26 protein-coding genes are annotated in these 26,648 nt (G+C 62.1%); 11 read left to right on the top strand and 15 right to left on the bottom strand.

Annotation, left to right across the window (positions count from 1 at the left end; all coding sequences use genetic code 11):
• Positions 1-150: 150 nt before the first annotated feature.
• The 3 genes from pyrC (at position 151) to PVW51_RS11570 (ending at position 3,560) form a co-directional block, all read left to right on the top strand.
• On the top strand, positions 151-1,182 hold the full coding sequence (gene pyrC / locus PVW51_RS11580; protein ID WP_274575185.1) for a dihydroorotase: 1,032 nt from the start codon (positions 151-153) through the stop codon (positions 1,180-1,182).
• Positions 1,183-1,233: 51 nt separating this feature from the next.
• Positions 1,234-1,911: an orotate phosphoribosyltransferase gene (locus tag PVW51_RS11575; protein WP_274575184.1), complete on the top strand. Its 678-nt coding sequence runs from the start codon at positions 1,234-1,236 to the stop codon at positions 1,909-1,911.
• A 149-nt stretch (positions 1,912-2,060) separates the two neighbouring features.
• Positions 2,061-3,560 (top strand): replicative DNA helicase, encoded by a 1,500-nt coding sequence (locus tag PVW51_RS11570; protein WP_274575183.1) that lies wholly within the window; start codon positions 2,061-2,063, stop codon positions 3,558-3,560.
• Here PVW51_RS11570 and PVW51_RS11565 read toward each other — a convergent pair.
• The 3 genes from PVW51_RS11565 to PVW51_RS11555 all read right to left on the bottom strand — a co-directional run bounded on the left by PVW51_RS11565 (position 3,548) and on the right by PVW51_RS11555 (position 5,927).
• The gene (locus tag PVW51_RS11565) at positions 3,548-3,805 is read right to left on the bottom strand and encodes a hypothetical protein (protein ID WP_274575182.1); all 258 of its coding nucleotides are present in this window, start codon (positions 3,803-3,805) and stop codon (positions 3,548-3,550) included. The two genes, PVW51_RS11570 and PVW51_RS11565, sit on opposite strands and share 13 nt — an antisense overlap.
• Complete coding sequence (locus PVW51_RS11560) at positions 3,806-5,119, bottom strand: alpha/beta hydrolase family protein (RefSeq protein ID WP_274575181.1); 1,314 nt, start codon at positions 5,117-5,119, stop codon at positions 3,806-3,808. It abuts the gene before it with no gap.
• Between the two features lie 73 nt (positions 5,120-5,192).
• Positions 5,193-5,927, bottom strand: a complete 735-nt coding sequence (locus PVW51_RS11555) for a sterol desaturase family protein (RefSeq protein WP_274575180.1) — start codon at positions 5,925-5,927, stop codon at positions 5,193-5,195.
• Positions 5,928-5,989: 62 nt separating this feature from the next.
• Here PVW51_RS11555 and PVW51_RS11550 point away from each other — a divergent pair, with 62 nt between their 5' ends.
• The 8 genes from PVW51_RS11550 to PVW51_RS11515 all read left to right on the top strand — a co-directional run bounded on the left by PVW51_RS11550 (position 5,990) and on the right by PVW51_RS11515 (position 14,796).
• The gene (locus PVW51_RS11550; RefSeq protein WP_274575179.1) at positions 5,990-7,327 is read left to right on the top strand and encodes an MBL fold metallo-hydrolase; all 1,338 of its coding nucleotides are present in this window, start codon (positions 5,990-5,992) and stop codon (positions 7,325-7,327) included.
• Positions 7,328-7,358: 31 nt separating this feature from the next.
• A complete protein-coding gene (gene alr / locus PVW51_RS11545) occupies positions 7,359-8,393 on the top strand; it encodes an alanine racemase (RefSeq protein WP_269361674.1) in 1,035 nt (344 codons plus the stop codon).
• On the top strand, positions 8,390-8,824 hold the full coding sequence (locus tag PVW51_RS11540) for a paraquat-inducible protein A (RefSeq protein WP_274575178.1): 435 nt from the start codon (positions 8,390-8,392) through the stop codon (positions 8,822-8,824). Before alr ends, PVW51_RS11540 begins: the two co-directional genes overlap by 4 nt.
• Positions 8,825-9,023: 199 nt before the next feature.
• Positions 9,024-9,758 (top strand): DNA repair protein, encoded by a 735-nt coding sequence (locus PVW51_RS11535; protein ID WP_274575226.1) that lies wholly within the window; start codon positions 9,024-9,026, stop codon positions 9,756-9,758.
• Positions 9,759-9,814: 56 nt separating this feature from the next.
• A complete protein-coding gene (locus tag PVW51_RS11530) occupies positions 9,815-11,434 on the top strand; it encodes a peptide chain release factor 3 (RefSeq protein ID WP_114275520.1) in 1,620 nt (539 codons plus the stop codon).
• Complete coding sequence (locus PVW51_RS11525) at positions 11,431-12,369, top strand: glycosyltransferase family 2 protein (RefSeq protein WP_274575177.1); 939 nt, start codon at positions 11,431-11,433, stop codon at positions 12,367-12,369. The genes PVW51_RS11530 and PVW51_RS11525 overlap by 4 nt, the downstream gene beginning before the upstream one ends.
• A 135-nt stretch (positions 12,370-12,504) precedes the next feature.
• Positions 12,505-14,019 (top strand): DEAD/DEAH box helicase, encoded by a 1,515-nt coding sequence (locus tag PVW51_RS11520; protein WP_274575176.1) that lies wholly within the window; start codon positions 12,505-12,507, stop codon positions 14,017-14,019.
• 120 nt (positions 14,020-14,139) lie between these two features.
• The gene (locus PVW51_RS11515) at positions 14,140-14,796 is read left to right on the top strand and encodes a hypothetical protein (RefSeq protein WP_274575175.1); all 657 of its coding nucleotides are present in this window, start codon (positions 14,140-14,142) and stop codon (positions 14,794-14,796) included.
• 65 nt (positions 14,797-14,861) lie between these two features.
• Here the strand turns inward: PVW51_RS11515 and PVW51_RS11510 are convergent, their stop codons facing one another.
• The 12 genes from PVW51_RS11510 to PVW51_RS11455 all read right to left on the bottom strand — a co-directional run bounded on the left by PVW51_RS11510 (position 14,862) and on the right by PVW51_RS11455 (position 26,643).
• The gene (locus tag PVW51_RS11510; RefSeq protein ID WP_274575174.1) at positions 14,862-16,529 is read right to left on the bottom strand and encodes a ribonuclease J; all 1,668 of its coding nucleotides are present in this window, start codon (positions 16,527-16,529) and stop codon (positions 14,862-14,864) included.
• Position 16,530: 1 nt separating this feature from the next.
• On the bottom strand, positions 16,531-17,307 hold the full coding sequence (locus PVW51_RS11505; protein WP_269361667.1) for a type III pantothenate kinase: 777 nt from the start codon (positions 17,305-17,307) through the stop codon (positions 16,531-16,533).
• 17 nt (positions 17,308-17,324) lie between these two features.
• A complete protein-coding gene (locus PVW51_RS11500; protein WP_274575173.1) occupies positions 17,325-18,056 on the bottom strand; it encodes a biotin--[acetyl-CoA-carboxylase] ligase in 732 nt (243 codons plus the stop codon).
• Between the two features lie 55 nt (positions 18,057-18,111).
• The gene (nuoN, locus tag PVW51_RS11495) at positions 18,112-19,554 is read right to left on the bottom strand and encodes an NADH-quinone oxidoreductase subunit NuoN (protein ID WP_274575171.1); all 1,443 of its coding nucleotides are present in this window, start codon (positions 19,552-19,554) and stop codon (positions 18,112-18,114) included.
• Positions 19,555-19,567: 13 nt separating this feature from the next.
• The gene (locus PVW51_RS11490; protein WP_114275527.1) at positions 19,568-21,130 is read right to left on the bottom strand and encodes an NADH-quinone oxidoreductase subunit M; all 1,563 of its coding nucleotides are present in this window, start codon (positions 21,128-21,130) and stop codon (positions 19,568-19,570) included.
• On the bottom strand, positions 21,130-23,274 hold the full coding sequence (gene nuoL, locus PVW51_RS11485; RefSeq protein WP_274575170.1) for an NADH-quinone oxidoreductase subunit L: 2,145 nt from the start codon (positions 23,272-23,274) through the stop codon (positions 21,130-21,132). Before nuoL ends, PVW51_RS11490 begins: the two co-directional genes overlap by 1 nt.
• A gap of 5 nt (positions 23,275-23,279) precedes the next feature.
• The gene (nuoK, locus tag PVW51_RS11480) at positions 23,280-23,585 is read right to left on the bottom strand and encodes an NADH-quinone oxidoreductase subunit NuoK (RefSeq protein ID WP_025048953.1); all 306 of its coding nucleotides are present in this window, start codon (positions 23,583-23,585) and stop codon (positions 23,280-23,282) included.
• A 158-nt stretch (positions 23,586-23,743) separates the two neighbouring features.
• Positions 23,744-24,346 (bottom strand): NADH-quinone oxidoreductase subunit J, encoded by a 603-nt coding sequence (locus PVW51_RS11475; RefSeq protein WP_269361663.1) that lies wholly within the window; start codon positions 24,344-24,346, stop codon positions 23,744-23,746.
• A complete protein-coding gene (locus tag PVW51_RS11470; protein WP_114275530.1) occupies positions 24,343-24,744 on the bottom strand; it encodes a carboxymuconolactone decarboxylase family protein in 402 nt (133 codons plus the stop codon). The genes PVW51_RS11475 and PVW51_RS11470 overlap by 4 nt, the downstream gene beginning before the upstream one ends.
• On the bottom strand, positions 24,741-25,235 hold the full coding sequence (gene nuoI, locus PVW51_RS11465) for an NADH-quinone oxidoreductase subunit NuoI (RefSeq protein WP_269361662.1): 495 nt from the start codon (positions 25,233-25,235) through the stop codon (positions 24,741-24,743). The genes PVW51_RS11470 and nuoI overlap by 4 nt, the downstream gene beginning before the upstream one ends.
• A 1-nt stretch (position 25,236) precedes the next feature.
• The gene (nuoH, locus tag PVW51_RS11460; protein ID WP_269361661.1) at positions 25,237-26,277 is read right to left on the bottom strand and encodes an NADH-quinone oxidoreductase subunit NuoH; all 1,041 of its coding nucleotides are present in this window, start codon (positions 26,275-26,277) and stop codon (positions 25,237-25,239) included.
• Positions 26,278-26,283: 6 nt separating this feature from the next.
• Positions 26,284-26,643 (bottom strand): hypothetical protein, encoded by a 360-nt coding sequence (locus tag PVW51_RS11455; RefSeq protein ID WP_269362075.1) that lies wholly within the window; start codon positions 26,641-26,643, stop codon positions 26,284-26,286.
• Positions 26,644-26,648 lie beyond the last annotated feature (5 nt).

The following is a 26,648-nucleotide window of genomic DNA, read 5'->3' as shown; positions in this document are numbered from 1 at the left end:
CGCCCCACCCCCGAATGATGACATGTCATTTATGACATGTCTTGGCAGCAGGCGCCCCGGACAAGGCACCAGCGCGCCACGGGTCACCTTCTGCCCCGGAAGTGCCAAAGGATACTGGCCCCCCCGCCGCCATTGTGCTAGCGCGAGGCCATGACACAGACACTGACAATCCGCCGCCCGGATGACTGGCACCTGCACCTGCGCGACGGCGACATGCTGCGCGCCGTTCTGCCCCATACCGCGCAGCATTTCGCCCGCGCCATCATCATGCCCAACCTGGTGCCGCCCGTGGTGACCGGGGCCGAAGCCGCCGCCTACCGCGACCGGATTCTCGCGGCCCTGCCAGAGGGCGCTGATTTCACCCCCCTCATGACCCTCTATCTGACCGAAGACACCGACCCCGACGACGTGGCACAGGCCCATGCCTCGGGGCTGATCCACGCGGTCAAACTCTATCCCGCCGGGGCCACCACCAATTCCGCCAGCGGCGTCTCCGACTTTTCCCGCGTGGCCACGGTCCTGGGCAGGATGGCAGAAATCGGCCTGCCGCTCTGCACCCATGGCGAAGTCACCGATCCGGCCATCGACATCTTCGACCGCGAGGCGGTGTTCATCGAACGGGTGCTGGACCCGATCCGCAAGGCCCACCCGGAGCTGCGCGTGGTGATGGAACATATCACCACCTCCGATGCGGTCGACTATGTGATGGCCTCGGACCGGAACCTTGCCGCAACGATCACCACCCATCACCTGGTGATCAACCGCAACCACATCCTCGCCGGGGGCATCAAACCGCATTACTACTGCCTGCCGGTGGCCAAGCGCGAAACCCACCGCCTGGCCCTGCGCCGCGCCGCGACCAGTGGCGATGCCAGGTTCTTTCTGGGCACCGACAGCGCGCCGCATACGGATGCCAACAAGCTGCTGCCCTGCGGCTGTGCCGGCTGTTTCACCGCCCCCAACACCATGTCCATCCTCGCCGAAGTCTTTGAACAGGAAGCGGCGCTTGACCGGCTGGAGGCCTTTGCCTCCCGCAATGGTCCGGCCTTCTACGGCCTGTCCGTGAACGAGGCTACCCTGACCCTGGTGCGCGAAACCCCGGATTTTCCCGGCCATATCGACACCCCCGATGGCCCGGTCACGGTTTTCGATCCGGCCATGCCGCTGCACTGGACCGCCTGATTTCATTGTTCCCAAAATACACCAAAGCACCGCCAGCAAAGGACGCAACCGATGATCCCAACCAGCTATCCCTCGCCACAGGAAATGGCCCGCCTCACCGCCCGGATGCTGCTTGAGATCAAGGCGGTCCATTTCAACGCCGCGGAACCGTTCATCCTGGCCTCCGGCCTGCCCAGCCCGACCTATATCGACTGCCGCAAGCTGATCTCCTACCCCCGCATCCGTGCCACGCTGATGGATTTCCTGACCGTGACCGTGATGCGCAACGCAGGGTTTGAGGCCTTCGACAACATCGCGGGCGGCGAAACGGCCGGTATCCCCTTTGCCGCCCTGGTGGCCGAACGCATGGGCCTGCCGATGACCTATGTGCGCAAGAAACCCAAGGGCTACGGGCGCAATGCCCGTATCGAGGGCGACATGAGCGAAGGCCAGCGCGTGCTGCTGGTCGAGGATCTGACCACCGACGGCGGATCCAAGCTCAGCTTCGTGGATGCGATTCGCGACACCGGCGCGCGCTGCGCGCACACGGCGGTGATCTTCTACTACGGCATCTTTCCGCAGACCGAAAAGACATTGGGTGATCATGGCGTTACCCTGCATGCGCTCTGCACATGGTGGGATGTGCTGGCCGAAGCCAGGGCGCAGAACGCCTTTGACACGAAGACGCTGCAGGAAGTGGAAAGCTTCCTCAACGCCCCAAAGGCATGGCAGGACGCCCATAAATCCTGAGGATTTCCCACCTCATCTTGACCCGGAGGCCCTTTCCCGGGCAAGATGTGGTGTGCGGGCGGTTCTCCACCAGATATCCACAAAAACATACAATTTGCCCCCGCGCAGCGCGCTGCCTATGACAGCCCTGGGGACAAACGGGTGAGACAATGAACGAGATCACGTCGCTGAACGCGAACAATATCGCCGTGCAGGCACCGGAAACGATGCCGCATTCCATCGAGGCCGAGCAACAGCTTCTGGGCGCGATCCTGACCAATAACGACATCTATGACCGTGTCGCCTCCATCATCGGGGCCAGGCATTTCTACGACCCCGTTCATGCCCGCATCTATGACATCGCGGCCCAGCGGATCGCCAAGAACAACCTCGCCAGCCCGGTGACCCTCAAGGCTTTCATGGAAGACGACGAGGGCCTCAAGGAGCTGGGCGGCCCGGCCTATCTGGCCCGCCTTGCCGGTGCGGCGATCAGCGCCTTTGCGGTGCGCGACTATGCCCAGATGATCTATGACCTCGCGGTGCGCCGCGATCTGATCCAGCTGGGCCGCGACATCTCTGCCAAGGCCGCACAGGTCGATATCGATTCAGAGCCGCGCGAACAGATCGTCGAAGCGGAACAGAAACTCTACCAACTGGCCGAACAGGGCCAGATCGAAAGCGGATTTCAGAGCTTTCTCAAGGCGGTAACGGACGCTGTTAATGTCGCCAACGCGGCCTATCAACGCGACGGGGGGCTCTCGGGTGTCTCCACCGGGCTCATCGACATGGATGCCAAGCTGGGCGGGCTGCACCGCTCCGACCTGCTGATCCTTGCGGGCCGCCCTTCGATGGGCAAGACCTCGCTGGCGACCAACATCGCCTTCAACGTCGCCAAGGCCTATAAGCGCGGGCTGACCCATGATGGCACCGAAGGGGCCGTCGATGGCGGCGTCGTGGGGTTTTATTCGCTGGAGATGAGCGCGGAACAGCTGGCCGCGCGCATCCTCTCCGAAGCCGCCGAGATTCCCTCCCAGCAGATCCGGTCCGGTGACATGACCGAAGCCGAGTTCCGCCGTTTTGTCGATGCCGCCAAGGCGCTGGAGGCCTGCCCGCTATTCATCGACGATACGCCCGCCCTGCCGATCAGCCAGCTGGCCGCCCGCGCACGCCGCCTGAAACGGACCCATGGCCTTGACCTGCTGATCGTGGACTACCTGCAACTGGTGCGCGGCACCGGCAAGTCCGAGAACCGGGTGAACGAGATTTCCGAGATCACCATGGGCCTCAAGGCCATCGCCAAGGAGCTGGACATTCCGGTCATTGCCCTGTCCCAGCTTTCCCGCCAGGTGGAAAGCCGCGAGGACAAACGGCCGCAGCTGTCGGACCTGCGTGAATCGGGCTCCATCGAACAGGATGCCGATGTGGTGATGTTCGTGTTCCGCGAGGAATACTACAAGGAACGCGAGAAACCCGGTGACCACGAGCTGGAAAAAATGGCCGCCTGGCAGGAAGAAATGGAGCGCCTGCATGGCCGCGCCGAGGTGGTGATCGGCAAGCAGCGCCATGGTCCCATCGGCACGGTCGACCTCAGCTTTGAAGGGCGCTTTACCCGCTTTGGCAACCTGGCCAAGCCCTGGCAGCAAAACGGCGGCAACGATCAGGAATTCTGACGGCCTGCGATCCGCGCCGGAATTTTCAAAAATTCCGCACCGATTTTTTCGAAAAAATCGCCTCCTATTGAAAGGGCACCGTGCAAAAGCCGGTGTCCTTCGTCATTGAACGGATCGTCCCGGCGATGCAGGGCGCCGGCCCTGCCGCGTCCCGCACCGGAATTTTCAAAAATTCCGGGCCGATTTTTTCGAAAAAATCGCCCCCGCAGAAAGGGCACCGCGCCAATGCCGGTGCCCTTTATCATTCATTCGGGCGTTTTGACCTCATAGACCAGCCCCTTGGCCGTGCCTTCCGGAAAGCCTTTCCAATAGCTGTGGTCTTCCTTTTCAGTGCCGTCCTCGTTCATCGACCAGACACCATCATTGGAGTTTTCCACCAGGTCGAGGTAGGCACCGGCACCGGCATCGCCTTTCAGCTGTTCATCCAGCCAGGCGGTCACGAAATGCTGCGCGATGTTGTTCATCCGCGCGGTGTCCCAGACCGCATCCGTGTAATGTTCGGAAATGTTGAACCCCTTTTCCTCGCTGAAATAATAGCTTTCCTCCGGGGCGGGCATCGGCGCACCGGCGTTGTGATCCGCATTGACGTAGGTCAGCAGCGCCGTCTTCACGCCCGACACGTTTTCCCAGATCGCCCGCACACCCTTTTCATAAAGCGATGTTTCATCCCGCGAACCCGCAATGAAGAGCATCGGAATCTGCACGCCTGCCAGGCCTTCGGCGTCCCAGAACCCGGTGTTCATCCCCCAGGGGCCAAAGGCAACGGCGGTCTTGATGCGCGGATCGGGCAGGTTCTTGTGGGTTTCGGACCCGGCCTGATGGATGCCCAGCGTGCCATGCGGCCCGCCCCATGGATAGCCGACCGAGGCTTCGGTCACGCCGCCCCCGGCGGTGATCACGGCACCGTATCCGCCCATGGAATAGCCGATCAACCCGGTGTTTCCGGCGTCGTAGAGCCCCGCGAACTCACCGCCCTCGGCCGCCTTCTGCGCCATCTGCTCCAGCACGAAAAGCTGGTCCAGCGACCGGTTCACCAGGGTCGAGCCAAAGGCCGCCTGGGTGCGATAGGTGCTGTCGGTATGGTCGATGGAGGCCACCACATAGCCCTTGGAGGCCAGATTTTCAGCCAGGTGTGACATCAGGAACCGGTTGCCGGGATAGCCATGGCTGATCAGCACCAGCGGATAGGCCGCCGCGCCCGCCGCAGGCTCTGCGTCCCGGTGGGCCTTTCCGACCAGTGTCACCTCGGTGACCCCATCGCGCAGATAGGCCTTCATGCTGGTATCGCCCTCGGCCCCCTCTGCCGCAGGATACCACATCTCCACCGTCAGCGGACGGTCATAGCGGGGCCATTCGGCGGGCTTTTCCGCCTGCGGGTCGATGGCCAGGATGTCGATCTGGCCGGGATTGACCATCTCGATCGTGCGGACCCCGACCGGCAGCGCTCCGTAGGCTGCCAGTTCCGGCGCGTTTGGCAGTTGGGTGTCGATGCGATTTTCGGCCAATGCGCCCCCCGTCCCCAGGGCAACCGTCGCCGTGGCGATGATAAGATGTTTCATGGTCCTCTCCCTTTATGAGTGCATCCAGACCTTAGGCGCATCTCGGGACAGGGCAAGCGGTGATAAAGTGACGTTACGAAGACTTCATATTTGCGGCCTGCGTCATCTGTGCGGCGCTGATGCCAAAGCGCGGCCCAAAGCGCGCCCGTGCCGCAATCAGGCGCGGATCGTCCGGCCGCATGCCCAAGGTGCGGATAAAGTCGATGCGCTGGCGGGTCTTCAGCGCCTCGCGGTCGATGTCGGTGCCCATCGCGCGGTCGATGATCTGGCCGCCCGGGCTGACATGGAACCATTTTGAGAAATCGCGGAAATGGTGCTGGTTGTGCAGGCGCGTGACATGGGTGGCAACGCGGGACTTGGGGATGTTCAGATGCGCCGTCATGTGGAACCATTCATAGACCATGAACATCGCCACCCCGCCCACCGGCACGATGGCCACGGCGATCCACAGCGCATCGGTCAGACCCGACAGGGCCGCGATCCCCCAGACCAGCAGGAAATTGCCTGCCAGCATCGGCAGTGCCACCCAGACCGGGACAAAGAACAACCCGGTGTTTGTCGGGAAATCGTGATGCCCGTAATGTGCGCGATAGAGCAGGTCAAAGGCCCATTGCCGGCGCGGCGGATGCAGGTGAAAGACAAAGCGATGCAGGTTGTATTCATTCAGCAATTGCGCCCCGATGCCCAAAGGCACCAGCGCCCAGACCCAGCCCGGACCGGCGCGCAGCAGCGCGGCCAGCCCAAGCGCAAAGGCCAGCGCCATGACCACAAGCGACAGATGCGATGCCATGATCTTCACCCGCTGCATCTGCTTTACCCCCCTGGTGGTCTTGGTTAGACGGAAACAACCCTTCCCAGCGGAGCATCGTGATGCAGATCGAATTCGTCAACCATGCCTCGGTTCTGATGACCCATGGTCAGGTTGGTCTGCTGTCAGACCCCTGGTACAGCGGCCCCGCCTTTCACAAGGGCTGGCGCCTGCTGGTGGAGACGCCCGAGGACCGCATCGAAGAGCTGCTGTCCCGCGTCACCCACATCTGGATCAGCCATGAACATCCCGATCATTTCTCCATCGGGTTCTTCAAGCGCTGGGGCGATGTGATCCGCCAGCGCGGCATCAAGCTGCTGTTTCAGGACATCGACGATCAGCGGGTTGCCGACTTCCTGCGCGCCCAGGGGATGGCGCTGACCGAACTGACATTCGGCAAGGCCCATGATCTGGGCAGCGGCGTTTCCGTCACCTGCCTGAAGGATGAATTCTACGATTCGGCGCTCTCCGTGCGGATGGGCGACACCCATGTGCTGAACCTGAACGACTGCGCAGTGCGCACGCCGGAGCGCGCCCGCGAGATCCGTGGTGCGGTTGGCACCTGCGACATCCTGCTGACCCAGTTCAGCTATGCCGCCTGGAAAGGCGGGCGGGAAAACCGCGACTGGCGCGCGGAAGCCGCGCAGGAAAAACTGAACAATATCAGAATACAGGCAGAGGTTCTTGAACCGAAAACAGTGATCCCCTTTGCCAGCTTTGTCAGCTTTGCCCATCAGCGCAACGCCTATCTGAACGATGCCGCAAACCGGCCTAAGGACGTGATCGAGGCGTTTCAGGCCGCGCCCTTTGCGCTTTGTGTGATGCAGCCGGGCGATGTGACCGACGGCACGGTGCCCCCCGGCCAGAACGCCGCCGCCGTGGCTTTCTGGGCCGAACATTATGACCGCGCGGGCCAGGACCTGATGACCTATGACAGCGTGGAGGAAAGGACCCTGCGCGAGAGCTTTGCCACCTGGCGCAAGCGCGTCTTCACCAACAATTCCCGTCCCGCGATGCGGCTGGCGCAAACGCTCTCTCCGATCCGGGTGCTGCAGCCCGTGGTGGTGCGCCTGGACGATACCGGCCAAAGCTGGCGGATCGACCCGCCGCGCGGCACGCTGGACAAGACCGATGACCCCGCTGATCTGATCATGCATTCCGAAAGCCTGAACTTCCTGTTCTCGAATTCCTTCGGTTTCGACACCCTGGGCGTCAACGGCACGTTTGAAGAGGCGCGCGAGGGCGGATTTTCCCGCGCCGCGCGCTCCATCTCCATCGAGAACCTGAACAATCTCGGCATCCGCTTTGGCCCCGGCCTTTTCCTGAACCCCAAGATCATCGGAATCTTCCTGGAACGCCTGCGCGGCGTCAGCGCCAAGATGAAGCGCAGGGACAGATGACCCTTTTCCCCGATAGGACCCACGAGAGCCCATGACCACACCGACCCTGACCATCGACCTGACCGCCATCGCCGCCAACTGGCGCGCGCTGGACGCCCTTTCCACCTGCGAGACCGCGGCGGTGATCAAGGCCGATGCCTATGGTCTGGGTGTCGCCCGTGTCGGCCCTGCCCTGGCCGAAGCCGGCGCGCGGACCTTTTTCGTTCATGCGGCAGAAGAAGGCGTGCATCTGCGGCGCGCCCTCGGGGCCGGCCCTGTCATCAACGTCTTTTCCGGCCATATGCCCGGTGACGCCGACATGATCCGCGCGGCGGGGCTGGTGCCGATGATCAATTCGGTCGATCAGCTTCTCACCCATGTGGAATCGGTGCCGGGCCACCCCTTTGGCCTGCAGCTGGACAGCGGCATGAACCGGCTGGGGATGGAACCTGCCGAATGGTCCGCCCTGCGCGACATCGCATTGGCGCAAAAGCCCCGGCTGATCATGTCGCACCTGGCCTGTGCCGACGAACCGGACCACCCGATGAATGCCATGCAATTGCAGAACTTCAGGGACATGACCGACGGGCTGGATGTGCCCCGGTCGATCGCCGCGACCGGCGGCACCTTGCTGGGGCCGGATTTTCATTTCGACATGACCCGGCCCGGTGTCGGGCTTTACGGCGGGCTGCCCTTTGTCGATGCGACGCCGGTGGTCACCCTGGACCTGCCCGTCGTGCAGGTGCGCGAGATCGCAGCCGGTGAGACGGTGGGTTACGGCAATGCCTTTATCGCACCCGGCCCGATGCGCATCGCGACCGTCTGCGGCGGCTATGCCGACGGGCTGATCCGCGCCATGGGGAACAACGCGACCCTGACCTTCGAGGAACACAAGCTGCCGCTTGTGGGGCGCGTGTCGATGGACATGATCACCGTCGATGTCACCGCCCTGTCAGAGGTGCCGGAACACCTGCAACTGATCGGCCTGCACCAGTCGGTGGATACCATCGCCGATTTTGCCGGGACCATCGGTTACGAGATCCTGACATCGCTGGGCGCGCGCTATGACCGGGTCTATCTGAAGTGATCCTCAGGGCGCTGAACCTTGCGCTGCTGGTTCTCTACCCCATCGCATGGGCCGCCCCGCTGATGCGGGCGGGCCTGCTGCCACTGTTCGGGCTGGAGGAGATTTCCGTGCTGACCGGGCTGCAATCGCTCTGGGCCTCGGACATCTTTCTGGGGCTGGTGGTCACCCTCTTTGCGCTGTTTGCCCCTTATATCAAGACCATCGGCCTGTCGCTGGTCCATTTCGACCTGCTCAGCCGCCGTGCGCTGCCTGTCCTGTCCTTTCTGGGCAAGCTGGCGATGGCGGACATTTTCCTGATCGCGCTTTACATCACCCTGTCCAAGGGAATCGGCGTCGGCCGGATCGAAACCGCCTGGGGATTGTACCTGTTTACCGGCTGCATTCTTGCCTCAATCTTCGTTTCCTGGCGGACTGAACAATCAGGCGGCTAGCGCCCGGATTGGTCCCGATCAGGAAACAGCCACATAACGGAATGTGTCACAGGACACCGATTCGTTAACTTTTCCGTCGAAAACCTTTTTTTTCATGGCAAAAGTCCTGGATCAGCATAAACTTGCCGATGAAGGTTATCCGTGGGGGAATAATCGCTTGTCTCATTTTCGTGCTGTTGTTTACCTGTTCCAATACCTGATGCAGCGCCTTGCATTGGCCATATTTCTTGTGGCCGCACTGGCCCTGCTGGCGGCAACCGCCATGGCAGCGCTTGGGCAATGGTCCTGGGTCAGCCTGACGGTCTATTTCCAGGGCCAGCCGGTGCCGGAGGCCGGGATGTACGCCCAGATCGGGCTGACCGTGCTGGCGGTGGGCCTGTGTTTCTTTCTGCCCTCCAACCGCCGCATCATGCAGCTTGAGAACTCGCACCGTTCCTTTTCCATCGGGATGCGCGATGTGGCCCGTGCCTATCACGCGGTCCATGCCGCGGACCGGGCCCAGACCTTCAAGCTCAGCTCCGAATTCGATGCGGTGCGCGAGCGTCTGGCCTATCTGCGCGACCATCCGGACCTCAGCACGCTGGAACCCTCCCTGCTGGAGGTCGCCGCCCAGATGAGCCACATCAGCCGCGAGCTGGCCACCGTCTATGCCGATGACAAGATCGCCCGCGCGCGCGGCTTCCTTGAGCAGCGCCAGCAGGAGATCGAACTGTTCAACAGCAGGCTGGAACAGGCCAAGGCCATTTCGAACGAATTGAAACATTGGGTCCACGAGATCGAACTGGAAGAAAGCGTCGCAGCCGCCCAGCTGGACCGCTTGCGCCGCGAGATGCAGGAAATCATGCCGGAACTCGGCCTTGAGACAACCGTGCGTACAGATCCCACCGCGCTGGACAACACCATCGTCGACCTGCAACCCAAAGCGGCGGAATAACCGGCAGGCTCAGGTCGCGCTTGCCCCGGACTGGCCCCGAATATATACGCCAATCCATGTTGGACACCCCCCAGAACCGCCCCGAATTGCCGCCCGAAATCGCGCGGCGCCGCACCTTTGCGATCATCAGCCACCCTGACGCGGGCAAGACCACGCTGACGGAGAAATTCCTGCTGTTCGGCGGGGCAATCCAGATGGCCGGACAGGTGCGCGCCAAGGGCGAGGCGCGGCGCACCCGTTCCGACTTCATGGCGATGGAAAAGGACCGGGGCATCTCCGTCTCGGCCTCTGCCATGTCCTTCGATTTTCAGGGCAAGGACCGCAATTACCGGTTCAACCTGGTAGACACGCCCGGCCACTCGGACTTTTCCGAAGATACCTACCGCACGCTGACAGCGGTGGACGCAGCCGTGATGGTGATCGACGGCGCCAAGGGTGTGGAAAGCCAGACGCAGAAACTGTTCGAGGTCTGCCGCATGCGCGACCTGCCGATCCTGACCTTCTGCAACAAGATGGACCGCGAATCGCGTGATGTCTTCGAGATCATCGACGAGATTCAGGAAAACCTTGCCATCGACGTGACCCCGGCAAGTTGGCCCATCGGCGTCGGCCGCGATTTTCTGGGCTGCTATGACATCCTGCGCGACCGGCTGGAACTGATGGACCGCGCCGACCGCAACAAGATCGCCGAAAGCATCAAGATCGAGGGGCTGGACGACCCCAAGCTGGCCCAGCATGTGCCGCCTGCCCTGCTGGAAAAGCTGCGTGAGGATCTGGAGATGGTGCGCGAATTGATGCCGCCGCTGGATGCCGCGCTGATGGCCGAAGGCTCGCTGACCCCGATCTGGTTCGGCTCGGCCATCAACTCCTTTGGCGTCAAGGAACTGATGGACGGCATTGCCACCTATGGGCCGGAACCGCAGATCCAATCCGCCGAGCCGCGCCAGATCCTGCCGGAGGAAAAGAACGTCTCCGGCTTTGTCTTCAAGGTGCAGGCCAACATGGACCCCAAGCACCGCGACCGCGTGGCCTTTGTCCGCCTTGCCTCGGGGCATTTCACCCGTGGCATGAAACTGACCCATGTGCGGTCGAAAAAACCGATGTCCATCACCAACCCGGTGATGTTCCTCGCCTCTGACCGCGAACTGGCCGAGGAAGCCTGGGCCGGCGACATCATCGGCATTCCCAACCACGGCCAGCTGCGCATCGGCGACACGCTGACCGAAGGCGAAGCGATTCGTGTGACCGGCATCCCCTCCTTCGCGCCGGAACTGTTGCAGGGCGTGCGCGCAGGCGACCCGATGAAGGCCAAGCACCTGGAAAAGGCGCTGATGCAATTTGCCGAGGAAGGAGCCGCCAAGGTCTTCAAACCCTCCATCGGCTCCGGTTTCGTGGTGGGTGTCGTGGGTCAGTTGCAGTTCGAGGTGCTGGCATCACGGATCGAGCTGGAATACGGGCTGCCGGTGCGGTTCGAGGCCTCGCAATTCACCTCGGCCCGCTGGGTCAATGGCACCAAACAGGCGGTGGACAAGTTCACCGAGGCCAACAAGCAGCACATCGCCCATGACCACGACGGCGACATCGTGTACCTCACGCGCCTGCAATGGGACATCGACCGGATCGACCGCGACTATCCCGATGTGCGCCTGACCGCGACCAAGGAAATGATGGCGTGAGCCCGCGCTGGGGATTGGTTGCGACGATCAAGGCCCCGGCGGAGGAGATCCTGCGCTTTGCCGCCTTTCACCTTGAGGCCGGCGCGCACCGGTTGTTCATCTATCTGGACGAGCCGAACCCGGCAGCGCAGAGCGCGCTGGAAAACCACCCGAAATGCCGGGTGACCCTGTGTGATACCGCTCATTGGAAGATGCTGATCGGCAAGCGCCCGGTCAAACACCAGTCGCGCCAGACCCTGAATGCGACCCATGCCTATGGCCGCGCGGGGGATGTGGACTGGCTGGCCCATATCGATGTGGACGAGTTCCTGGTCAGTGACCGCCCGGTGGCCGACCATCTGGCAGATGTCCCGCCAGAGGTGGAAACCGCCCGCGCCCGCCCGATGGAGATGCTGGGCGGTGACGGCACGGCCTTCAAACGGTTCATCCCCAATGGCCCCCGACGCGAGCGCATCGTGAACGCGGTGTACCCGACCTTTGGTGAATATATCAAAGGCGGGTTTCTGAGCCATCTGGCCGGCAAGGTCTTTGTCAGGACGGGCATGGAGGGCATCACGATCCGCATCCACAACGCCTTTCGCGGGTCCGAGATGATCGAAGGCACGCAGGAGCTGTCGGAGCTGCGGCTGGCCCATGCCCATGCAAAATCCTGGGAAGACTGGCAGGCCGCCTATCGGTTCCGGCTTGAGAAAGGCTCCTACCGCGCCGATCTTGGTCCCGCCAAGCCCCGCGTGCGCGGCGGGCTGACCCTGAACGAATTCTTCGCCATCCTTGAGGCGGAAGAGGGTGAAGCGGGATTGCGCGCCTTTTACGACGAAGTCTGCGCCGACACGCCCGACCACCGCGCGCGGCTGGCGGCCCATGACCTGCTGCACCGCGCCGATCTGCGGCTAAGCACCCATTTGGCCACATATTTCCCCGATTGGGCGGGCTGAACGGACATCTGTTTGACCGCAGCCAGTTATGTTGCTATGCGGTCGCAACATGTAGCGGCAAAGTCGCCTTGGGCCATGGGGGCCTGCATGATTGCTGCTGCGGGCCAAATGAGTGTCCGCAAAACACGGACACACATGACAAAATTCTCTGATCTGAACTTGAATCCCAAGGTCCTCAAGGCGATTGCCGAAGCGGGCTATGAAACCCCCACACCGATTCAGGCCGGGGCCATCCCCCCTGCCCTTGAAGGTCGCGACGTTCTGGGCATCGCCCAGACCGGCACCGGCAAGACCGCCAGCTTCACGCTGCCGATGATCACCATGCTGGCGCGGGGCCGCGCAAGGGCGCGGATGCCGCGCAGCCTGGTGCTTTGCCCCACACGCGAACTGGCGGCACAGGTGGCGGAAAACTTCGACACCTATGCCAAACATGTGAAACTGACCAAGGCGCTGCTGATCGGCGGCGTGTCGTTCAAGGAACAGGACACCGCCATCGACAAGGGCGTGGATGTGCTGATTGCCACACCGGGCCGCCTGCTGGACCATTTCGAGCGCGGCAAGCTGATCCTGAATGACGTCAAGGTCATGGTGGTGGACGAAGCCGACCGGATGCTCGACATGGGGTTCATCCCCGACATCGAGCGTATCTTCGGCCTCACGCCCTTTACCCGGCAGACGCTGTTCTTCTCGGCCACCATGGCGCCCGAGATCGAGCGGATCACCAACACTTTCCTGTCCAACCCCGCCCGCATCGAAGTGGCGCGGCAGGCCACGACGGGCGAGAATATCACCCAGGGCGTGGTGATGTTCAAAGCCTCCCGCAAGGACCGCGAAGCAACCGAAAAGCGCAACCTGCTGCGCGCGCTGATCGACGGCGAAGGCGACAAATGCACCAACGCCATCATCTTCTGCAACCGCAAGATGGATGTGGACGTGGTGGCCAAGTCGTTGAAAAAATACGGCTATGACGCGGCACCGATCCACGGCGACCTGGACCAGAGCCAGCGCACACGCACGCTTGACGGGTTCCGCGCGGGCGATCTGCGCTTTCTCGTGGCCTCCGACGTGGCCGCGCGCGGCCTTGATGTGCCGGCCGTCAGCCATGTCTTCAACTTCGACGTGCCCAGCCATGCCGAGGATTACGTACACCGCATCGGCCGCACCGGCCGCGCGGGCCGTGACGGCAAGGCGATCATGATCTGCATCCCCCGCGACGAAAAGAACCTCGCCGATGTGGAACGTCTGGTCGAACGCGAGATCCCGCGCCTGGACAACCCGCTGGGCAATGGCAATGCGGCAGAGGCGGCACCCGTGGCCGATGACACTGCCGACAAACCCAGGAAAACCCGCTCGCGCAGCCGCAGCAAGCCCAAGTCAGAGGCACCAAAGCCCGAGGCGGACGCCAAACCGGCAGCCGAGGCAAAGCCCAAAGCCGAACCTCAGTCAAAACCGGAACCCAAGCGCGAGAACGCGCCGAAGTCCGAGCCGAAGCAATCCGCGCAATCCAACCGGAACGATGCGCAGGACCGCAGCAGCAGCAGCAGCTCACGCAGCCGCAGCCAGAACAGCCGCGGCAATGACAACCGCGTCGTGGGCCTGGGTGATCACACCCCGGATTTCATCGGACTGAGCTTCGAAGACCGCGAGTAAGGTCAAAGCCCCGGTCCGTCACGGCCCATCGGCAGAAAGCAGCGCGTAGACGTCTGGACCACATGGCGCGCCCCTCTGGGGCGCGGTATTCAGGGCCGAACCCTTTTCAAGGCCTGACAGATGCTGCGCCCTTTCCTTGCCCTGCTGTTGATCATCTCCGCCTCTGCCGCCACGGCAGAGCGGTGCCGCGCCGTGGTCAACGGCAGCGAAATCGTGATCGAGGCGGATAATTTCGCCACTTTCGCCGAAGACGTCAAAACCCGTGAAAAACTGATGCGCTGGCCCTCGGCCAGGTGGAACCGCGCCTGGGGCACACCCCCCGCCTGCCTGAGCGCTGTGCTCTACGATTACCTCGCGACCACGGTGCCCGACAACCAGATCGAGGGCTATTGCCTGACACAGGACGACAAGACCGGTTTTTTCCTGGTCCCCGGAGAGCGCAATTTTCGCGGGCTCTGCCGCACGACGGTCTGCGAGCGGGTGAACACGACAAAGGCCGAAACGCTGGCCGTGACAAAATCCATCGCAAATGCCGCCCTGACAACGGTGACGGACCCGGCGGCGGCGGTGGCCGTGGCGCATAAATCCGGCGCGATGATCCTGTCGGGCAGCGCCAGCACTCTGATCACCAACCTGAACGCCACCAGCTCAACCGTGGTCACAGCCCTGTCCACCCCCGCCGCGCTGACGGCGGTGGGCGTATCGGTGCTTGCGGTTGGTGGTGCGGTCTACATGTGCAGCGGCGACGCGCCGGAGGAGGATGTTCCCGCCGAATGATCCGGCGGGAACGATAAAGCGTTACGTGATGCCTGATGCTTCAGGTATTTCGTCAGACGCTATGGTCAGCTCAACCGGCTGACCACCACTGTCACTTCCGGCTTCTTGCCGATCTCGTCCTGCGCGGACTGGCGCACGGCGCGTTTCAGCCCCTCGTTCAGCTTGTCATCGTCGCGCAGCGTGGCGGCCTTGGACCGGCCCAGGAACTGGCTCAGGTCCGCTTCGATCACATCGGCCAGCGGCGCCTTGGAGCGGCCCGTTTCCGGCAGGCCCATCATGTCGACCCAGGGGTCACCCAGCGGCTCGTCATCCTCGTCCATGATCACGGTGACGGTCACATGCCCGTTCAGCGCCATGCGGATACGGTCGCGCACCACCCCGTCCAGCGCGCCGATCTGCACCGAGCCATCCAGATAGGTGCGCCCGGTCTCGACATATTCGGCCACGCTCGGCTTGTTGCCGCTGAGGTCGATCATCATGCCATTGACCGCCAGCACACCGGTCATGCCCTTGCCCTCGGCAATCTTGACGTGTTCGCGCAGGTGGCGGTGTTCGCCGTGCATCGGGATCAGCACCTGCGGCTTGACCACGTCATGCAGGGTTTCCAGGTCAGGCCGGTTCGCATGGCCGGACACGTGGTAGAGGCCCGAACTGTCGTCCACCACATCCACACCGATTTCGGAGAACTGGTTGATGATGCGGATCACGCCGCGTTCATTGCCGGGAATCGTCTTGGAAGAGAACAGGAACATGTCCCCTTCCTTCATCTCGATCCCCTGATACTTGCCCCGGGCAAGCTGGGCCGATGCCGCGCGGCGTTCGCCCTGCGACCCGGTGACCAGCAGCAGCAGGTTCTCGCGCGGGATGCCGCGCGCCTCTTCGGGGCTGACGGTGTTCGGGAAATCTTTCATCACGCCGGTTTCCAGCGCCGCTTCGACCATGCGTTTCATCGCACGGCCCAGCAGCACGATGGAGCGCCCCGCCTTGTCGCCCGCGACCGCCAGCGTCTTTACCCGCGCCACGTTGGAGGCAAAGGTGGTCGCAACCACCATGCCCGACGCGCCGCTGATCAGCTTTTCGATCTCGGGGCCAAGCGTCGCTTCCGACCGGCCCGGCAGCGGCGAGAACACATTGGTACTGTCACAGACCAGCGCCTTGATCCCGTCCTTGCAGACCTCGGCCCAGAGTTCCGGGTCAAAGGCTTCGCCGACGCCGGGGGTCAGGTCGATCTTGAAGTCACCGGAGTGGATCAGACGCCCCTCTGGCGTGTCGATCACCAGCGCGGAGGATTCAGGGATGGAATGCGAAATCGGCAGGAACCCCACCTGGAACGGCCCCGCCCCCTGCTGGTGCGGCCAGGCCCCCACGGTCTGCACCGCGTCATCGGGATGGCCGTGTTCGGACATCTTGCGCCGCGCGATATTGGCGGTGAAGGTCCGGGCATAGATCGGCGCCTGCAGCGCCTCGTAGGTATGGGCGATGGCGCCAACGTGGTCTTCATGCGCGTGGGTCACGAAAATCGCCTCGATCCGGTTGCGGCGTTCCTTCAGCCACTGGATGTCCGGCAGGATCAGGTCCACGCCGGGGCTGCCATCCATATCGGGAAAGGCCACGCCCATGTCCACGACGATCAGCCGCTCCTTGCCCGGTTTCCCGTAGCCATACACATAGGCATTCATGCCAATTTCACCCGCCCCGCCGAGGGGAAGGTAGATCAATCTCTCGCTGCTCATATTATTCAGCTTTATCCTTGTTATACTTATGGATCACGGTCAGGCCGTGCATCGTAAGGTCATCTTCAATGACGTCGAAAAGGTCTTCGGTCTGGGCAAACAACGGGGCCAGCCCGCCGGTTGCGATAATCTTCATGTTCTGGTCGCGTTCGGCCTTGATCCGGGCACAGATCTCCTTGACCAGGCCGACATAGCCCCAGAACACGCCCGATTGCATGCAAGCGACCGTATTGGTGCCTACTACACGTTGTGGCTTGGTAATGTCCACATGTGGCAGTGCGGCGGCGGCCATATGCAGCGCTTCAAGGCTCAGGTTCACGCCGGGTGCAATGACCCCGCCCACATATGCGCCATCATGGCCCGCCACATCAAAGGTGGTGGCGGTGCCGAAATCGACCACGATCAGGTTGCCACCGTGCCGGTCAAAAGCGCCCGAGGTGTTGACCAGCCGGTCCGGCCCCACGATCGTGCCCTGGTCCACGCGCGGCGCGGCCGGCAGCAGGCAGTCGGGCTTGCCCACCACCATCGGACGGCAGTTGAAATACTGGTCGGAAAAGACACGCAGGTTGAACACCACCCGCGGCACGGTCGAGGAGATGATCACATCGGTGATGTCGGGCTTGATCTGATGATGGTTCAGCAGGGTCGAAAACCAGGTGAAATAGGCATCCGCCGTGCGCGCGTGATGGGTCGATGTGCGCATGGTGCACAGCGCCCGCCCCTCATCATAGATGGAAAAGACCGTGTTGGTGTTCCCGCAGTCAATCGCCAAGAGCATCCCCTGCCCCCCTTCTTTCAGAAAAACACATCCGCAGCGGCAATCGCGACCCTGCCCTTTGCCGTGTTCAATATCAGATTCCCGTTCTGGTCCACATCCTCAAAGACGCCACTGGTCTCATCCCGGGTCGTGCGCGCGCGGATGACCTCGCCCAGACGTGCCGCATGGGCCAGCCAGGCGGTGCGGATGGGATCGAACCCATAGGTGGTGAACTGCGTCTCAAGCACCGCGTATTCGGCCGCCAGCACATCCAGAAAGGCCTCTGGCGCAACGCCGATCCCGAATGCCCCGGCAAGGCTGACAGGGGTGACAGCCCCCGGTTCCACCTGATCCGCGCCCGGCGCATGGGCCAGGTTCACACCAATGCCGATCAGCAGATGCGGACCGTTTGTTTCCAGCAGGATGCCGGCGACCTTGCCGCCGTCCAGCAGCACGTCATTGGGCCATTTCAGGGCAAAACGGTTTCCCTGCCCGGTGACCGCGACAAAGCTGCGATAAAGCGCCAGCGAAGAGACAAAGGACCGCAGCGCGGCAATGCCCGGTGCCTCGGCATTGGGCAGGACCAGCGTTGCCGCGAAATTCCCCCGGGGGGTGGACCATGCGCGGCCCCGCCTGCCCCGTGCCGCGGATTGCTCCCTTGCCAGGATCCATTCCGGACCGGAGAGGTCACGCAACCGGCGCCCGGCCTCTGCCAATGTGGAATCGACCGTGTCCAGCACCAGCCGCCCATATCCTTCGGGCCAGCCCATCAAGGGGTGAGGGTCCGTGAAAGCGGCAAGCTCAGCCTGTCAGACCGCAGAACGGTCAGTTGACAAGCGCCCCGGCGGCGGCCGCAGCCACGCCTTCGACACCAAACATGTTGATGATGCCCAGCACCATGATCAGCGCCGAAGCCATCAGGAAGCCCGAGAGCACGCTGCTGCCGGACCGGTCCAGCGTATCCGCCTGTTCGGACCCGAAGTACATGTAGAACACGATCCGCAGGTAATAATATGCCCCGATCACCGATGCGATCACACCGGCCACCGCCAGCCAGGCCAGCCCGGCGTCATAGGCGGCGCGCAGCACGTAAAGCTTGCCGAAGAAGCCCAGCATCGGCGGCACCCCCGCCAGCGAGAACAGCAGCACCAGCATTGCCAGCGCCCGGCCCGGGTTGGTCTTGGCGTACATGTTGAGCGATGCGATATCGGTCACCGGCGCGCCATCCCGGCTCATCAGCAGGATAAAGGCGAAGGTGCCGACGTTCATGGTTACATAGATCGCCATATAGACCAGCATCGCCTGCACGCCCAGGGCGGTGCCCGCGGCCAGCCCCATCAGCGCATAGCCCATATGCGCGATGGAGGAGAAGGCCATCAGCCGCTTGATATTGGTCTGGCCGATGGCGGCAATGGCGCCCAGGAACATGGACAGCACCGAAAGCAGCGCGACAATCTGGCTCCAGTCCGCAACGGCATTGCCGAAGGCGTCATGCAGCACGCGGGCGAAAAGGCCCATCGCCGCGACCTTGGGCGCGGTGGCAAAGAAGGCGGTGACCGGCGTGGGCGAGCCTTCGTAGACGTCCGGCGTCCACATATGGAACGGCACGGCGGAAACCTTGAAGCCCATGCCCGAGATCAGGAAGACGATGCCAAAGAGCAGGCCCAGCGAGGTCTCGCCCGATTGCGCGGTCTGGATGATACCGGAGAACAGCGTGGTGCCCGCATAGCCGTAAACCAGCGAGGCGCCATAGAGCAGCAGGCCCGAGCTGAGCGCGCCGAGAACGAAGTATTTCAGCCCCGCCTCGGTCGAGCGCACGGAGTCGCGCCGCAAGGAGGCGACCACGTAAAGCGCCAGTGATTGCAGTTCCAGCCCCATGTACAGCGCCATCAGGTCGCCCGCGCTGACCATCATCATCATGCCCACGGCGGAGAGGGCCACCAGCATCGGGTATTCGAACCGCAGCAATCCGCGGGCTTTCATATAACCTTCGGACATCAGCAGCACGGCAGCGGCGCTGAGCAGGATCGTGACCTTGGCAAAACGGGCAAAGCCGTCTTCGATGAACATGCCGTTGAAGGCCAGACGGGTGCCTTCGCCGGTAAAGCCGATCCAGGCTGCCAGCAGAACAAAGACCGCCGCGGTCAGCCAGATCAACAGGCTCCCCACCTTGTCCTTGGTGGTATAAACCGCGACCAGCAGTCCCAGCAGCGAAAAGCAGGACAGCAGGATTTCTGGCAGGATGATGTTCAGATCAGCGGAAATCATCGCACGGGTCCTTTTAGTTCGACACTTCGGCGGTCTGGATTGCGGCGCTCGCCGCCTCCAGCGCGATGTCATAATTTTCAACAAGTTCCGTGACCGAGGGGCCGATAATGTCCAGCACCAGTGACGGGTAGACGCCCAGCAGCAGTGTCATCACCACCAGGGGCGCGAAGATCCAGCGCTCGCGCGTGGTCATGTCGGTGATCGACCGCAGGCTTTCCTTGATCAGGTCGCCCATGACCACCCGGCGGTAAAGCCAGAGCGCATAGGCCGCCGAGAAGATCACCCCGGTGGTCGCCACGGCGGCAACCCAGGTGTTGACCTGGAAGGTCCCCATCAGCGTCAGGAATTCACCCACAAAACCGGAGGTGCCCGGCAGGCCCACGTTGGCCATGGTGAACAGCATGAAGATCAGCGCATAGGCGGGCATCCGGTTCACCAGTCCGCCATAGGCGTCGATGTCGCGGGTGTGCATCCGGTCATAGATCACGCCGACGCAAAGGAACAGCGCGCCCGAGATGAAGCCGTGGCTGATCATCTGGAAGATCGCACCATCGACACCCTGCTGGTTGGCAGCAAAGATGCCCATGGTCACAAAACCCATATGCGCAACCGAGGAATAGGCGATCAGCTTTTTCATGTCTTCCTGCACCAGCGCCACCAGCGAGGTATAGACGATGGCAATCGCGCTCATCCACAGGATCAGCGGCGTCAGCACCTCTGCCCCCACCGGGAACATCGGCAGGCTGAACCGCAGGAAGCCGTAGCCGCCCATCTTGAGCAGGATCGCAGCCAGCACCACCGACCCCGCCGTGGGGGCCTGAACGTGGGCATCGGGCAGCCAGGTATGGACCGGCCACATCGGCATCTTGACCGCAAAGCTGGCGAAGAAGGCGATGAACATCAGCGTCTGCATCCCGCCGATCACCTGCACGCCCATCAGGCTGAAGCTGTCAGAGGCGAAGCTATGGTTCAGCAGGCTGACATCACAGGCGCCGATGCAGGTGGTGCCGGCGTCGGTGTACATCGCCACCATGGCCACCAGCATCAGCACGGAACCGAGGAAGGTATAAAGGAAGAACTTGAAGCTGGCGTAGATCCGGTTGGCCCCGCCCCATATGCCGATGATCAGGAACATCGGGATCAGCCCGGCCTCGAAGAACAGGTAGAACAGGATCAGGTCCAGCGCCATGAAGACGCCCAGCATCAGGGTCTCCAGCAGCAGGAAGGCGATCATGTATTCCTTGACCCGGTGCTCGACATTCCAGCTTGCCGCGATGACCAGCGGCATCATGAAGGTGGTCAGCATCACGAAGAGCACCGAAATGCCATCGACGCCCAGGCGGTACTTCAGCCCCAGCAGCCATTCCGATTCCTCGACGAACTGAAACCCGGTGTTGCTGGGGTCAAAGTCGAACAGCACGAAAAGCGAGATCAGGAAGGTTGCCGATGTGGTGATCATCGCCAGCCACTTGGCATTGCGCGCCGCTGCCGCATCCTCACCGCGCAGGAACACCGCAAGGATCAGCGCCGCAAAGGCGGGCATGAAGGTAATGATGGAAAGAAGATGCGTGTCCATCAGTGGGACCCTCCGGTCATCGTCATCCATGTGACCAGAACCGCGATCCCGATCACCATGGCAAAGGCATAGGTAAAGATATAGCCGGACTGCGCCTTACCGGCGAGCCGCGTGAACCAGGGCACGATGCCCATCGCGACCCCGTTCAGGGTGCCATCGATCACGTCGCCGTCGCCGCGCTTCCACAGGAAGCGGCCAATCGCCTTGGCCGGACGGACAAAGATCACGTCATAGATTTCGTCAAAGTACCATTTGTTCAGCAGGAACAGGTAAAGCGGCTGCTGGTTCGCGGCCAGACGGCCGGGCAGTGTCGGGTTCCAGATGTAGAACCACAGCGCCAGGACAAACCCCAGAAGCATCGCGATGAAGGGGCTGACCTTGACCCAGACCGGTGCCTCATGCGCCGCTTCCAGCACGTGGTTTTCGGAACCGAAGTACAATGCCCCCTCGCCCGGCGCGCCGCCAAAGGCTGCGTGATGTCCGCCGCCGTGGCCCGCTTCGGCCGTCTCGCCGTGGCCCGCTTCGGCAGTCTCGCCGTGACCGGCATCTTCTTCGGTTGCGGCATGGGCTTCGCCCGCGCCTTCGGCATGGGTTTCGCCACCTGCCGCCATTTCGGCCAGCGGGATGTCGTAGAATTCTGCCATCTCCTCGGTCGAGCCGAAGAAGCTGCCGTACCACAACATGCCGGAGAAGACGGCACCAAGGGCCAGAACACCCAGCGGCACCAGCATGGTCATCGGGCTTTCATGCGCGTGGTCATGGGTATGTTTGTCGCCACGCGGCTTGCCGTGGAATGTCAGGAAGATCAGACGCCAGCTGTAGAAACTTGTCATCGCAGCGGCGACAACCAGCAGCCAGAAGCCATACATGGACCCGCCGCCCCAGGCGCTTTCGATGATCGCATCCTTGCTGAGGAAGCCGGCGAAACCGATATGTGTCAGCGGGATGCCGACCCCGGTGATCGCCAGGGTGCCGATCATCATCGCGGCATAGGTATAGGGGATCTTTTTGCGCAGACCGCCATAGTTGTTCATGTCCTGCTCGTGATGCATGGCATGAATGACCGAGCCCGCACCGAGGAACAGCATCGCCTTGAAGAAGGCATGGGTGAACAGGTGGAACATCGCTGCCGAATACATGCCAACGCCTGCGGCGACGAACATGTAGCCCAGCTGCGAACAGGTGGAATAGGCGATGACGCGCTTGATATCGGTCTGTACCAGACCCACGGTCGCGGCGAAAAAGGCGGTGGTGGCACCGATCACGGTGACAAAGGTCATCGCCTGGGGCGCGAATTCCATCAGCGGCGACATCCGGCAGACCAGGAAGACACCCGCCGTCACCATGGTCGCGGCGTGGATCAGCGCGGAGACCGGTGTCGGGCCTTCCATCGCATCGGGCAGCCAGGTGTGCAGGAACAGCTGGGCCGATTTGCCCATCGCCCCCACGAACAGCAGGAAGGCGATCAGGTTCGCGGCATTCCAGTCGGTCCAGAGGAACGAAATGGTCTGCTCTGCCAGATCGGGGGCCGATGCAAAGATATCGTCGAAACGGATGCTGTCCGTCATCAGGAACAGGGCAAAGATGCCCAGGGCAAATCCGAAGTCCCCCACGCGGTTGACCACGAAGGCCTTGATCGCCGCGGCATTGGCGCTGGGTTTGCGATAGTAAAAGCCGATCAACAGGTAGGAGGCGACGCCGACCCCTTCCCAGCCAAAGAACATCTGCACCAGGTTGTCGGAGGTCACCAGCATCAGCATGGCAAAGGTAAAGAACGACAGATAGGCGAAGAACCGGGCGCGGTATTGCTCGGTATCCTTGAAGTTCTCGTCATGGGCCATGTAGCCGAAGGAATAGAGATGCACGAGGCTGGAGACCGTCGTCACCACGATCAGCATGATCGCGGTCAGCCGGTCCAGCCGGATCGACCAGTCGGTGGACAGGCTGCCGGAATCGATGAACCGCAGGATCTCGATATGTTCGGTGGGCCCGTCGAAGGTCAGGAATACGATCCAGGACAGGATCGCGGCCAGGAACAACAGGCCGGTTGAAACCCACTGCGCCGCTGGCTGGCCGATGATCTTCCAGCCGAAACCGCAGATCAGTGAACCGACAAGCGGGGCGAAAAGGAGTATGGTTTCCATTGCCCTCAGCCCTTCATCACGTTGACGTCTTCGACGGCAATGGTGCCGCGATTACGGAAGAAACAAACCAGGATCGCCAGACCGATCGCCGCCTCGGCGGCCGCGACGGTCAGCACGAACAGCGTATAGACCTGCCCCACCAGATCGCCGAGAAAGCTGGAGAAGGCGACAAAATTGATGTTCACCGCCAGCAGCATCAACTCGATGCTCATCAGCAGGATGATCACGTTCTTGCGGTTCAGGAAAAGCCCGAAGATGCCGATGACAAAAAGCGTCGCCGCCACTGTCAGGTAATGTTCAAGTCCGATCATGTCGTCCCTCGTCTCGCGCCCTGTTGCCGGGCTTCTAGTCTTTCGTGTTCCCGACTTCCACCGGGAACCCGCCGCTCAGCCGATAAATCAGCAGGCATCCTTCGCGACCAATCCGCCCGCGATGTCTGCCATCGCCACCGATATGATCACAGCCGGTTTCACAAGCCCTGCCCCGGTTTCACGTCACGCAGTTCCATCGCCTTGGCCGGATCGCGCATCATCTGCGCCACAACGTCCTGACGCTTCACATCCGCGCGGTGGCGCAGGGTCAGAACGATGGCCCCGATCATCGCAACCAGCAGGATCAGACCCGCAAGCTGGAACAGCAGGAAATACTGATCATAGAGGATCAGGCCCAAAGCCTCGGTGTTGAAGGTGTTCGGGTCCGCCACCTGTGCGCGCAGCCCCTCGGCGGCGTCGTTGGTTTCCCAGGCGCCAAAGGCCATGACGAACTGCATCAGGATCACAAGGCCGATCAGCAGGGCCAATGGCATGTATTTCGCCATCTCCGCCTTCAGTTCGGCAAAATCGACGTCCAGCATCATGACCACGAAAAGGAACAGCACCGCGACCGCGCCGACATAGACGATGATCAGCAGCATCGCGACGAATTCCGCCCCCAGCAGCACAAAAAGCCCCGCCGAGCTGAGAAAGGCCAGGATCAGCCAGAGCACCGAATGCACCGGATTCCGGCTGACCACGGTCAGAAGCCCGCCCGTGATCACGCAAATGGCAAACAGATAGAATGAAAAGACCGTCATTCCTTACCCTCTTTTTCGTCCCAGACCTGCCCGGCCAGTTCCATGGCGCGCGACATGGCCGGTACGCCGGCAAATACCGACATCTGGCCAATTGTCTCGGTGATATGTTTCTTGGTGGCACCGGCCTCCAGCGCGTGGCGCACCGTCTGGCGCACCGCAACATCGTTCTGCGCGCCCTGCATGGTCAGCCCCGCAAGGGTCAGCAGCAGCCGCGTCCGCGCGTCCAGCCCGCCCTCGTTGACGGCATTGCCGAACATCATTTCCATCATGTCCTTGGGCATGGTGCCCATCATTGCCTCGAACACCTTGGGGGAAAAGGCATCCATTGCCGGAAAGGACTTTGCCATCTCCTGCGCCTGGCGCATCATCGCCTCGAAGGGGTTGGTGGGATCACTCATCTGTAAGGCGCATCTATTTCGAGGTTGCGGGCAATTTCCGCTTCCCAGCGTTCGCCATTCGCCAGCAGCTTGTCCTTGTCATAGTACAGCTCTTCGCGGGTTTCGGTGCTGAACTCGAAATTCGGCCCCTCGACGATGGCATCCACCGGGCAGGCCTCCTGACAGAAGCCGCAATAGATGCACTTGGTCATGTCGATGTCATAGCGCGTGGTGCGGCGGCTGCCGTCGTCGCGCGGTTCCGCGTCGATGGTGATCGCCTGCGCCGGGCAGATCGCCTCGCAAAGCTTGCAGGCGATGCAGCGCTCTTCGCCGTTGGGATAGCGGCGCAGCGCATGTTCACCGCGGAAACGCGGGGACAGCGGCCCTTTTTCATGCGGATAGTTCACCGTCGCCTTGGGGCGGAACATCTGCTTGAACCCCAGCGCGAAACCCTTGGCGAAATCCTGCAGCAGGAAATACTTGGCGGCGCGGGCATAGTCGATTTGTGTCATGTCAGCCTCCTACGGGCCAGCGGGCATAGATGCCCCAGAACCATTCGAATTTTGCCGCGAAGGCTACGAAAACCACCCAGAACAGCGAGAACGGCAGGAACACCTTCCAGCCCAGGCGCATCAGCTGGTCATAGCGGTAGCGCGGGGTGATCGCCTTGACCATGGAGAACATGAAGAACACCAGCAGCATCTTCAGGAACATCCACAGGAAACCATCCGGCAGGAACGGGATCGGCGACAGCCAGCCGCCCAGGAACAGCAGGGAGACCAATGCGCACATCAGCACCACGGCCACCAGTTCACCGATCATGAACAGCAGGAACGGCGTCGAGGAATATTCAACCTGATAGCCCGCCACCAGCTCTGATTCCGCTTCCGGAAGGTCAAAGGGCGGGCGGTTGGTTTCGGCCAGGGCCGAGATGAAGAACAGGATCAGCATCGGGAAATGCGGCAGGAAGTACCAGTTGAAGATGCCCCCGGCCCCCTCCTGCGCCGCAACGATGGCGGAGAAGTTCATCGACCCGGTGGAGATGATGACACCGATGATGATCAGGCCGATGCTGACCTCATAGGAAATCATCTGCGCGGCAGAGCGCAGCGAGCCCAGGAACGGGTATTTCGAGTTCGAGGCCCAGCCGCCCATGATCACGCCGTAAACCTCCAGAGAGGAAATCGCGAAGACATAGAGGATCGCCACATTGATGTCCGACAGCACCCAGCCGTCGTTGAAGGGAATCACCGCCCAGGCCACCAGAGCCATCACCAGGCTGACCATCGGGGCCAGCAGGAACACCGCCCGGTCGGCCCCGGCGGGAATCACCACTTCCTTGACCACATATTTCAGCAGGTCGGCAAAGCTTTGCAGCAGGCCAAAGACACCCACCACATTGGGCCCGCGCCGCATCTGGACGGCCGCCCAGATCTTGCGGTCGGCGTACATCAGGAACGCCAGGCACACCAGCAGCGGCAGCAGGATCAACAAGACCTGCCCCGTGACCAGCAGCCCAATCCCCAACCCCGTGTTCGTAAAGAAGTCAGCCATTGTCCCTCACACCGTCGGTATGCCTTTTTCCACACAGCTCTGTGTGGTCACTTCAGCATCAATTGTCTTTATGCCCCGCGGCAAGCTTGGCGAGATTGTATAAACAGCATCCGCTCGCCAGATGCCACCCTCTTGCTCTACATTTGTGCGAACATGGCGCGCAAATCCGTAGCCGCGGATCAGCGTATAGCGTGCGGCGGCACATTCGGCGTAATCCGCCACGTCCTGCGTGCTGAGCGCCTTGGTCATCGCCACGTTGAACTGCACCAGGTCACCATCCAGCAAAACAGTCTCTACCCCCTTGTATTCCGGGATAAAATCAGAGGCCACGGGCACCTGCGGTTCACATGCACCCAAGGTCATCATCGCAA

Source organism: Sulfitobacter sp. PR48 (assembly GCF_028807335.1).
Lineage (GTDB): Bacteria > Pseudomonadota > Alphaproteobacteria > Rhodobacterales > Rhodobacteraceae > Sulfitobacter.
This window is presented reverse-complemented; position numbering and strand designations above follow the sequence as displayed.

Coding starts and splice junctions, on each gene's coding strand:
- pyrC (WP_274575185.1), top strand. CDS start 151: ATGACACAGACACTGACAATCCGCCGCCCGGATGACTGGCACCTGCAC.
- PVW51_RS11575 (WP_274575184.1), top strand. CDS start 1,234: ATGATCCCAACCAGCTATCCCTCGCCACAGGAAATGGCCCGCCTCACC.
- PVW51_RS11570 (WP_274575183.1), top strand. CDS start 2,061: ATGAACGAGATCACGTCGCTGAACGCGAACAATATCGCCGTGCAGGCA.
- PVW51_RS11565 (WP_274575182.1), bottom strand. CDS start 3,805: ATGATAAAGGGCACCGGCATTGGCGCGGTGCCCTTTCTGCGGGGGCGA.
- PVW51_RS11560 (WP_274575181.1), bottom strand. CDS start 5,119: ATGAAACATCTTATCATCGCCACGGCGACGGTTGCCCTGGGGACGGGG.
- PVW51_RS11555 (WP_274575180.1), bottom strand. CDS start 5,927: ATGCAGCGGGTGAAGATCATGGCATCGCATCTGTCGCTTGTGGTCATG.
- PVW51_RS11550 (WP_274575179.1), top strand. CDS start 5,990: ATGCAGATCGAATTCGTCAACCATGCCTCGGTTCTGATGACCCATGGT.
- alr (WP_269361674.1), top strand. CDS start 7,359: ATGACCACACCGACCCTGACCATCGACCTGACCGCCATCGCCGCCAAC.
- PVW51_RS11535 (WP_274575226.1), top strand. CDS start 9,024: ATGCAGCGCCTTGCATTGGCCATATTTCTTGTGGCCGCACTGGCCCTG.
- PVW51_RS11530 (WP_114275520.1), top strand. CDS start 9,815: ATGTTGGACACCCCCCAGAACCGCCCCGAATTGCCGCCCGAAATCGCG.
- PVW51_RS11520 (WP_274575176.1), top strand. CDS start 12,505: ATGACAAAATTCTCTGATCTGAACTTGAATCCCAAGGTCCTCAAGGCG.
- PVW51_RS11515 (WP_274575175.1), top strand. CDS start 14,140: ATGCTGCGCCCTTTCCTTGCCCTGCTGTTGATCATCTCCGCCTCTGCC.
- PVW51_RS11510 (WP_274575174.1), bottom strand. CDS start 16,529: ATGAGCAGCGAGAGATTGATCTACCTTCCCCTCGGCGGGGCGGGTGAA.
- PVW51_RS11505 (WP_269361667.1), bottom strand. CDS start 17,307: ATGCTCTTGGCGATTGACTGCGGGAACACCAACACGGTCTTTTCCATC.
- PVW51_RS11500 (WP_274575173.1), bottom strand. CDS start 18,056: ATGGGCTGGCCCGAAGGATATGGGCGGCTGGTGCTGGACACGGTCGAT.
- nuoN (WP_274575171.1), bottom strand. CDS start 19,554: ATGATTTCCGCTGATCTGAACATCATCCTGCCAGAAATCCTGCTGTCC.
- PVW51_RS11490 (WP_114275527.1), bottom strand. CDS start 21,130: ATGGACACGCATCTTCTTTCCATCATTACCTTCATGCCCGCCTTTGCG.
- nuoL (WP_274575170.1), bottom strand. CDS start 23,274: ATGGAAACCATACTCCTTTTCGCCCCGCTTGTCGGTTCACTGATCTGC.
- nuoK (WP_025048953.1), bottom strand. CDS start 23,585: ATGATCGGACTTGAACATTACCTGACAGTGGCGGCGACGCTTTTTGTC.
- PVW51_RS11475 (WP_269361663.1), bottom strand. CDS start 24,346: ATGACGGTCTTTTCATTCTATCTGTTTGCCATTTGCGTGATCACGGGC.
- PVW51_RS11470 (WP_114275530.1), bottom strand. CDS start 24,744: ATGAGTGATCCCACCAACCCCTTCGAGGCGATGATGCGCCAGGCGCAG.
- nuoI (WP_269361662.1), bottom strand. CDS start 25,235: ATGACACAAATCGACTATGCCCGCGCCGCCAAGTATTTCCTGCTGCAG.
- nuoH (WP_269361661.1), bottom strand. CDS start 26,277: ATGGCTGACTTCTTTACGAACACGGGGTTGGGGATTGGGCTGCTGGTC.
- PVW51_RS11455 (WP_269362075.1), bottom strand. CDS start 26,643: ATGATGACCTTGGGTGCATGTGAACCGCAGGTGCCCGTGGCCTCTGAT.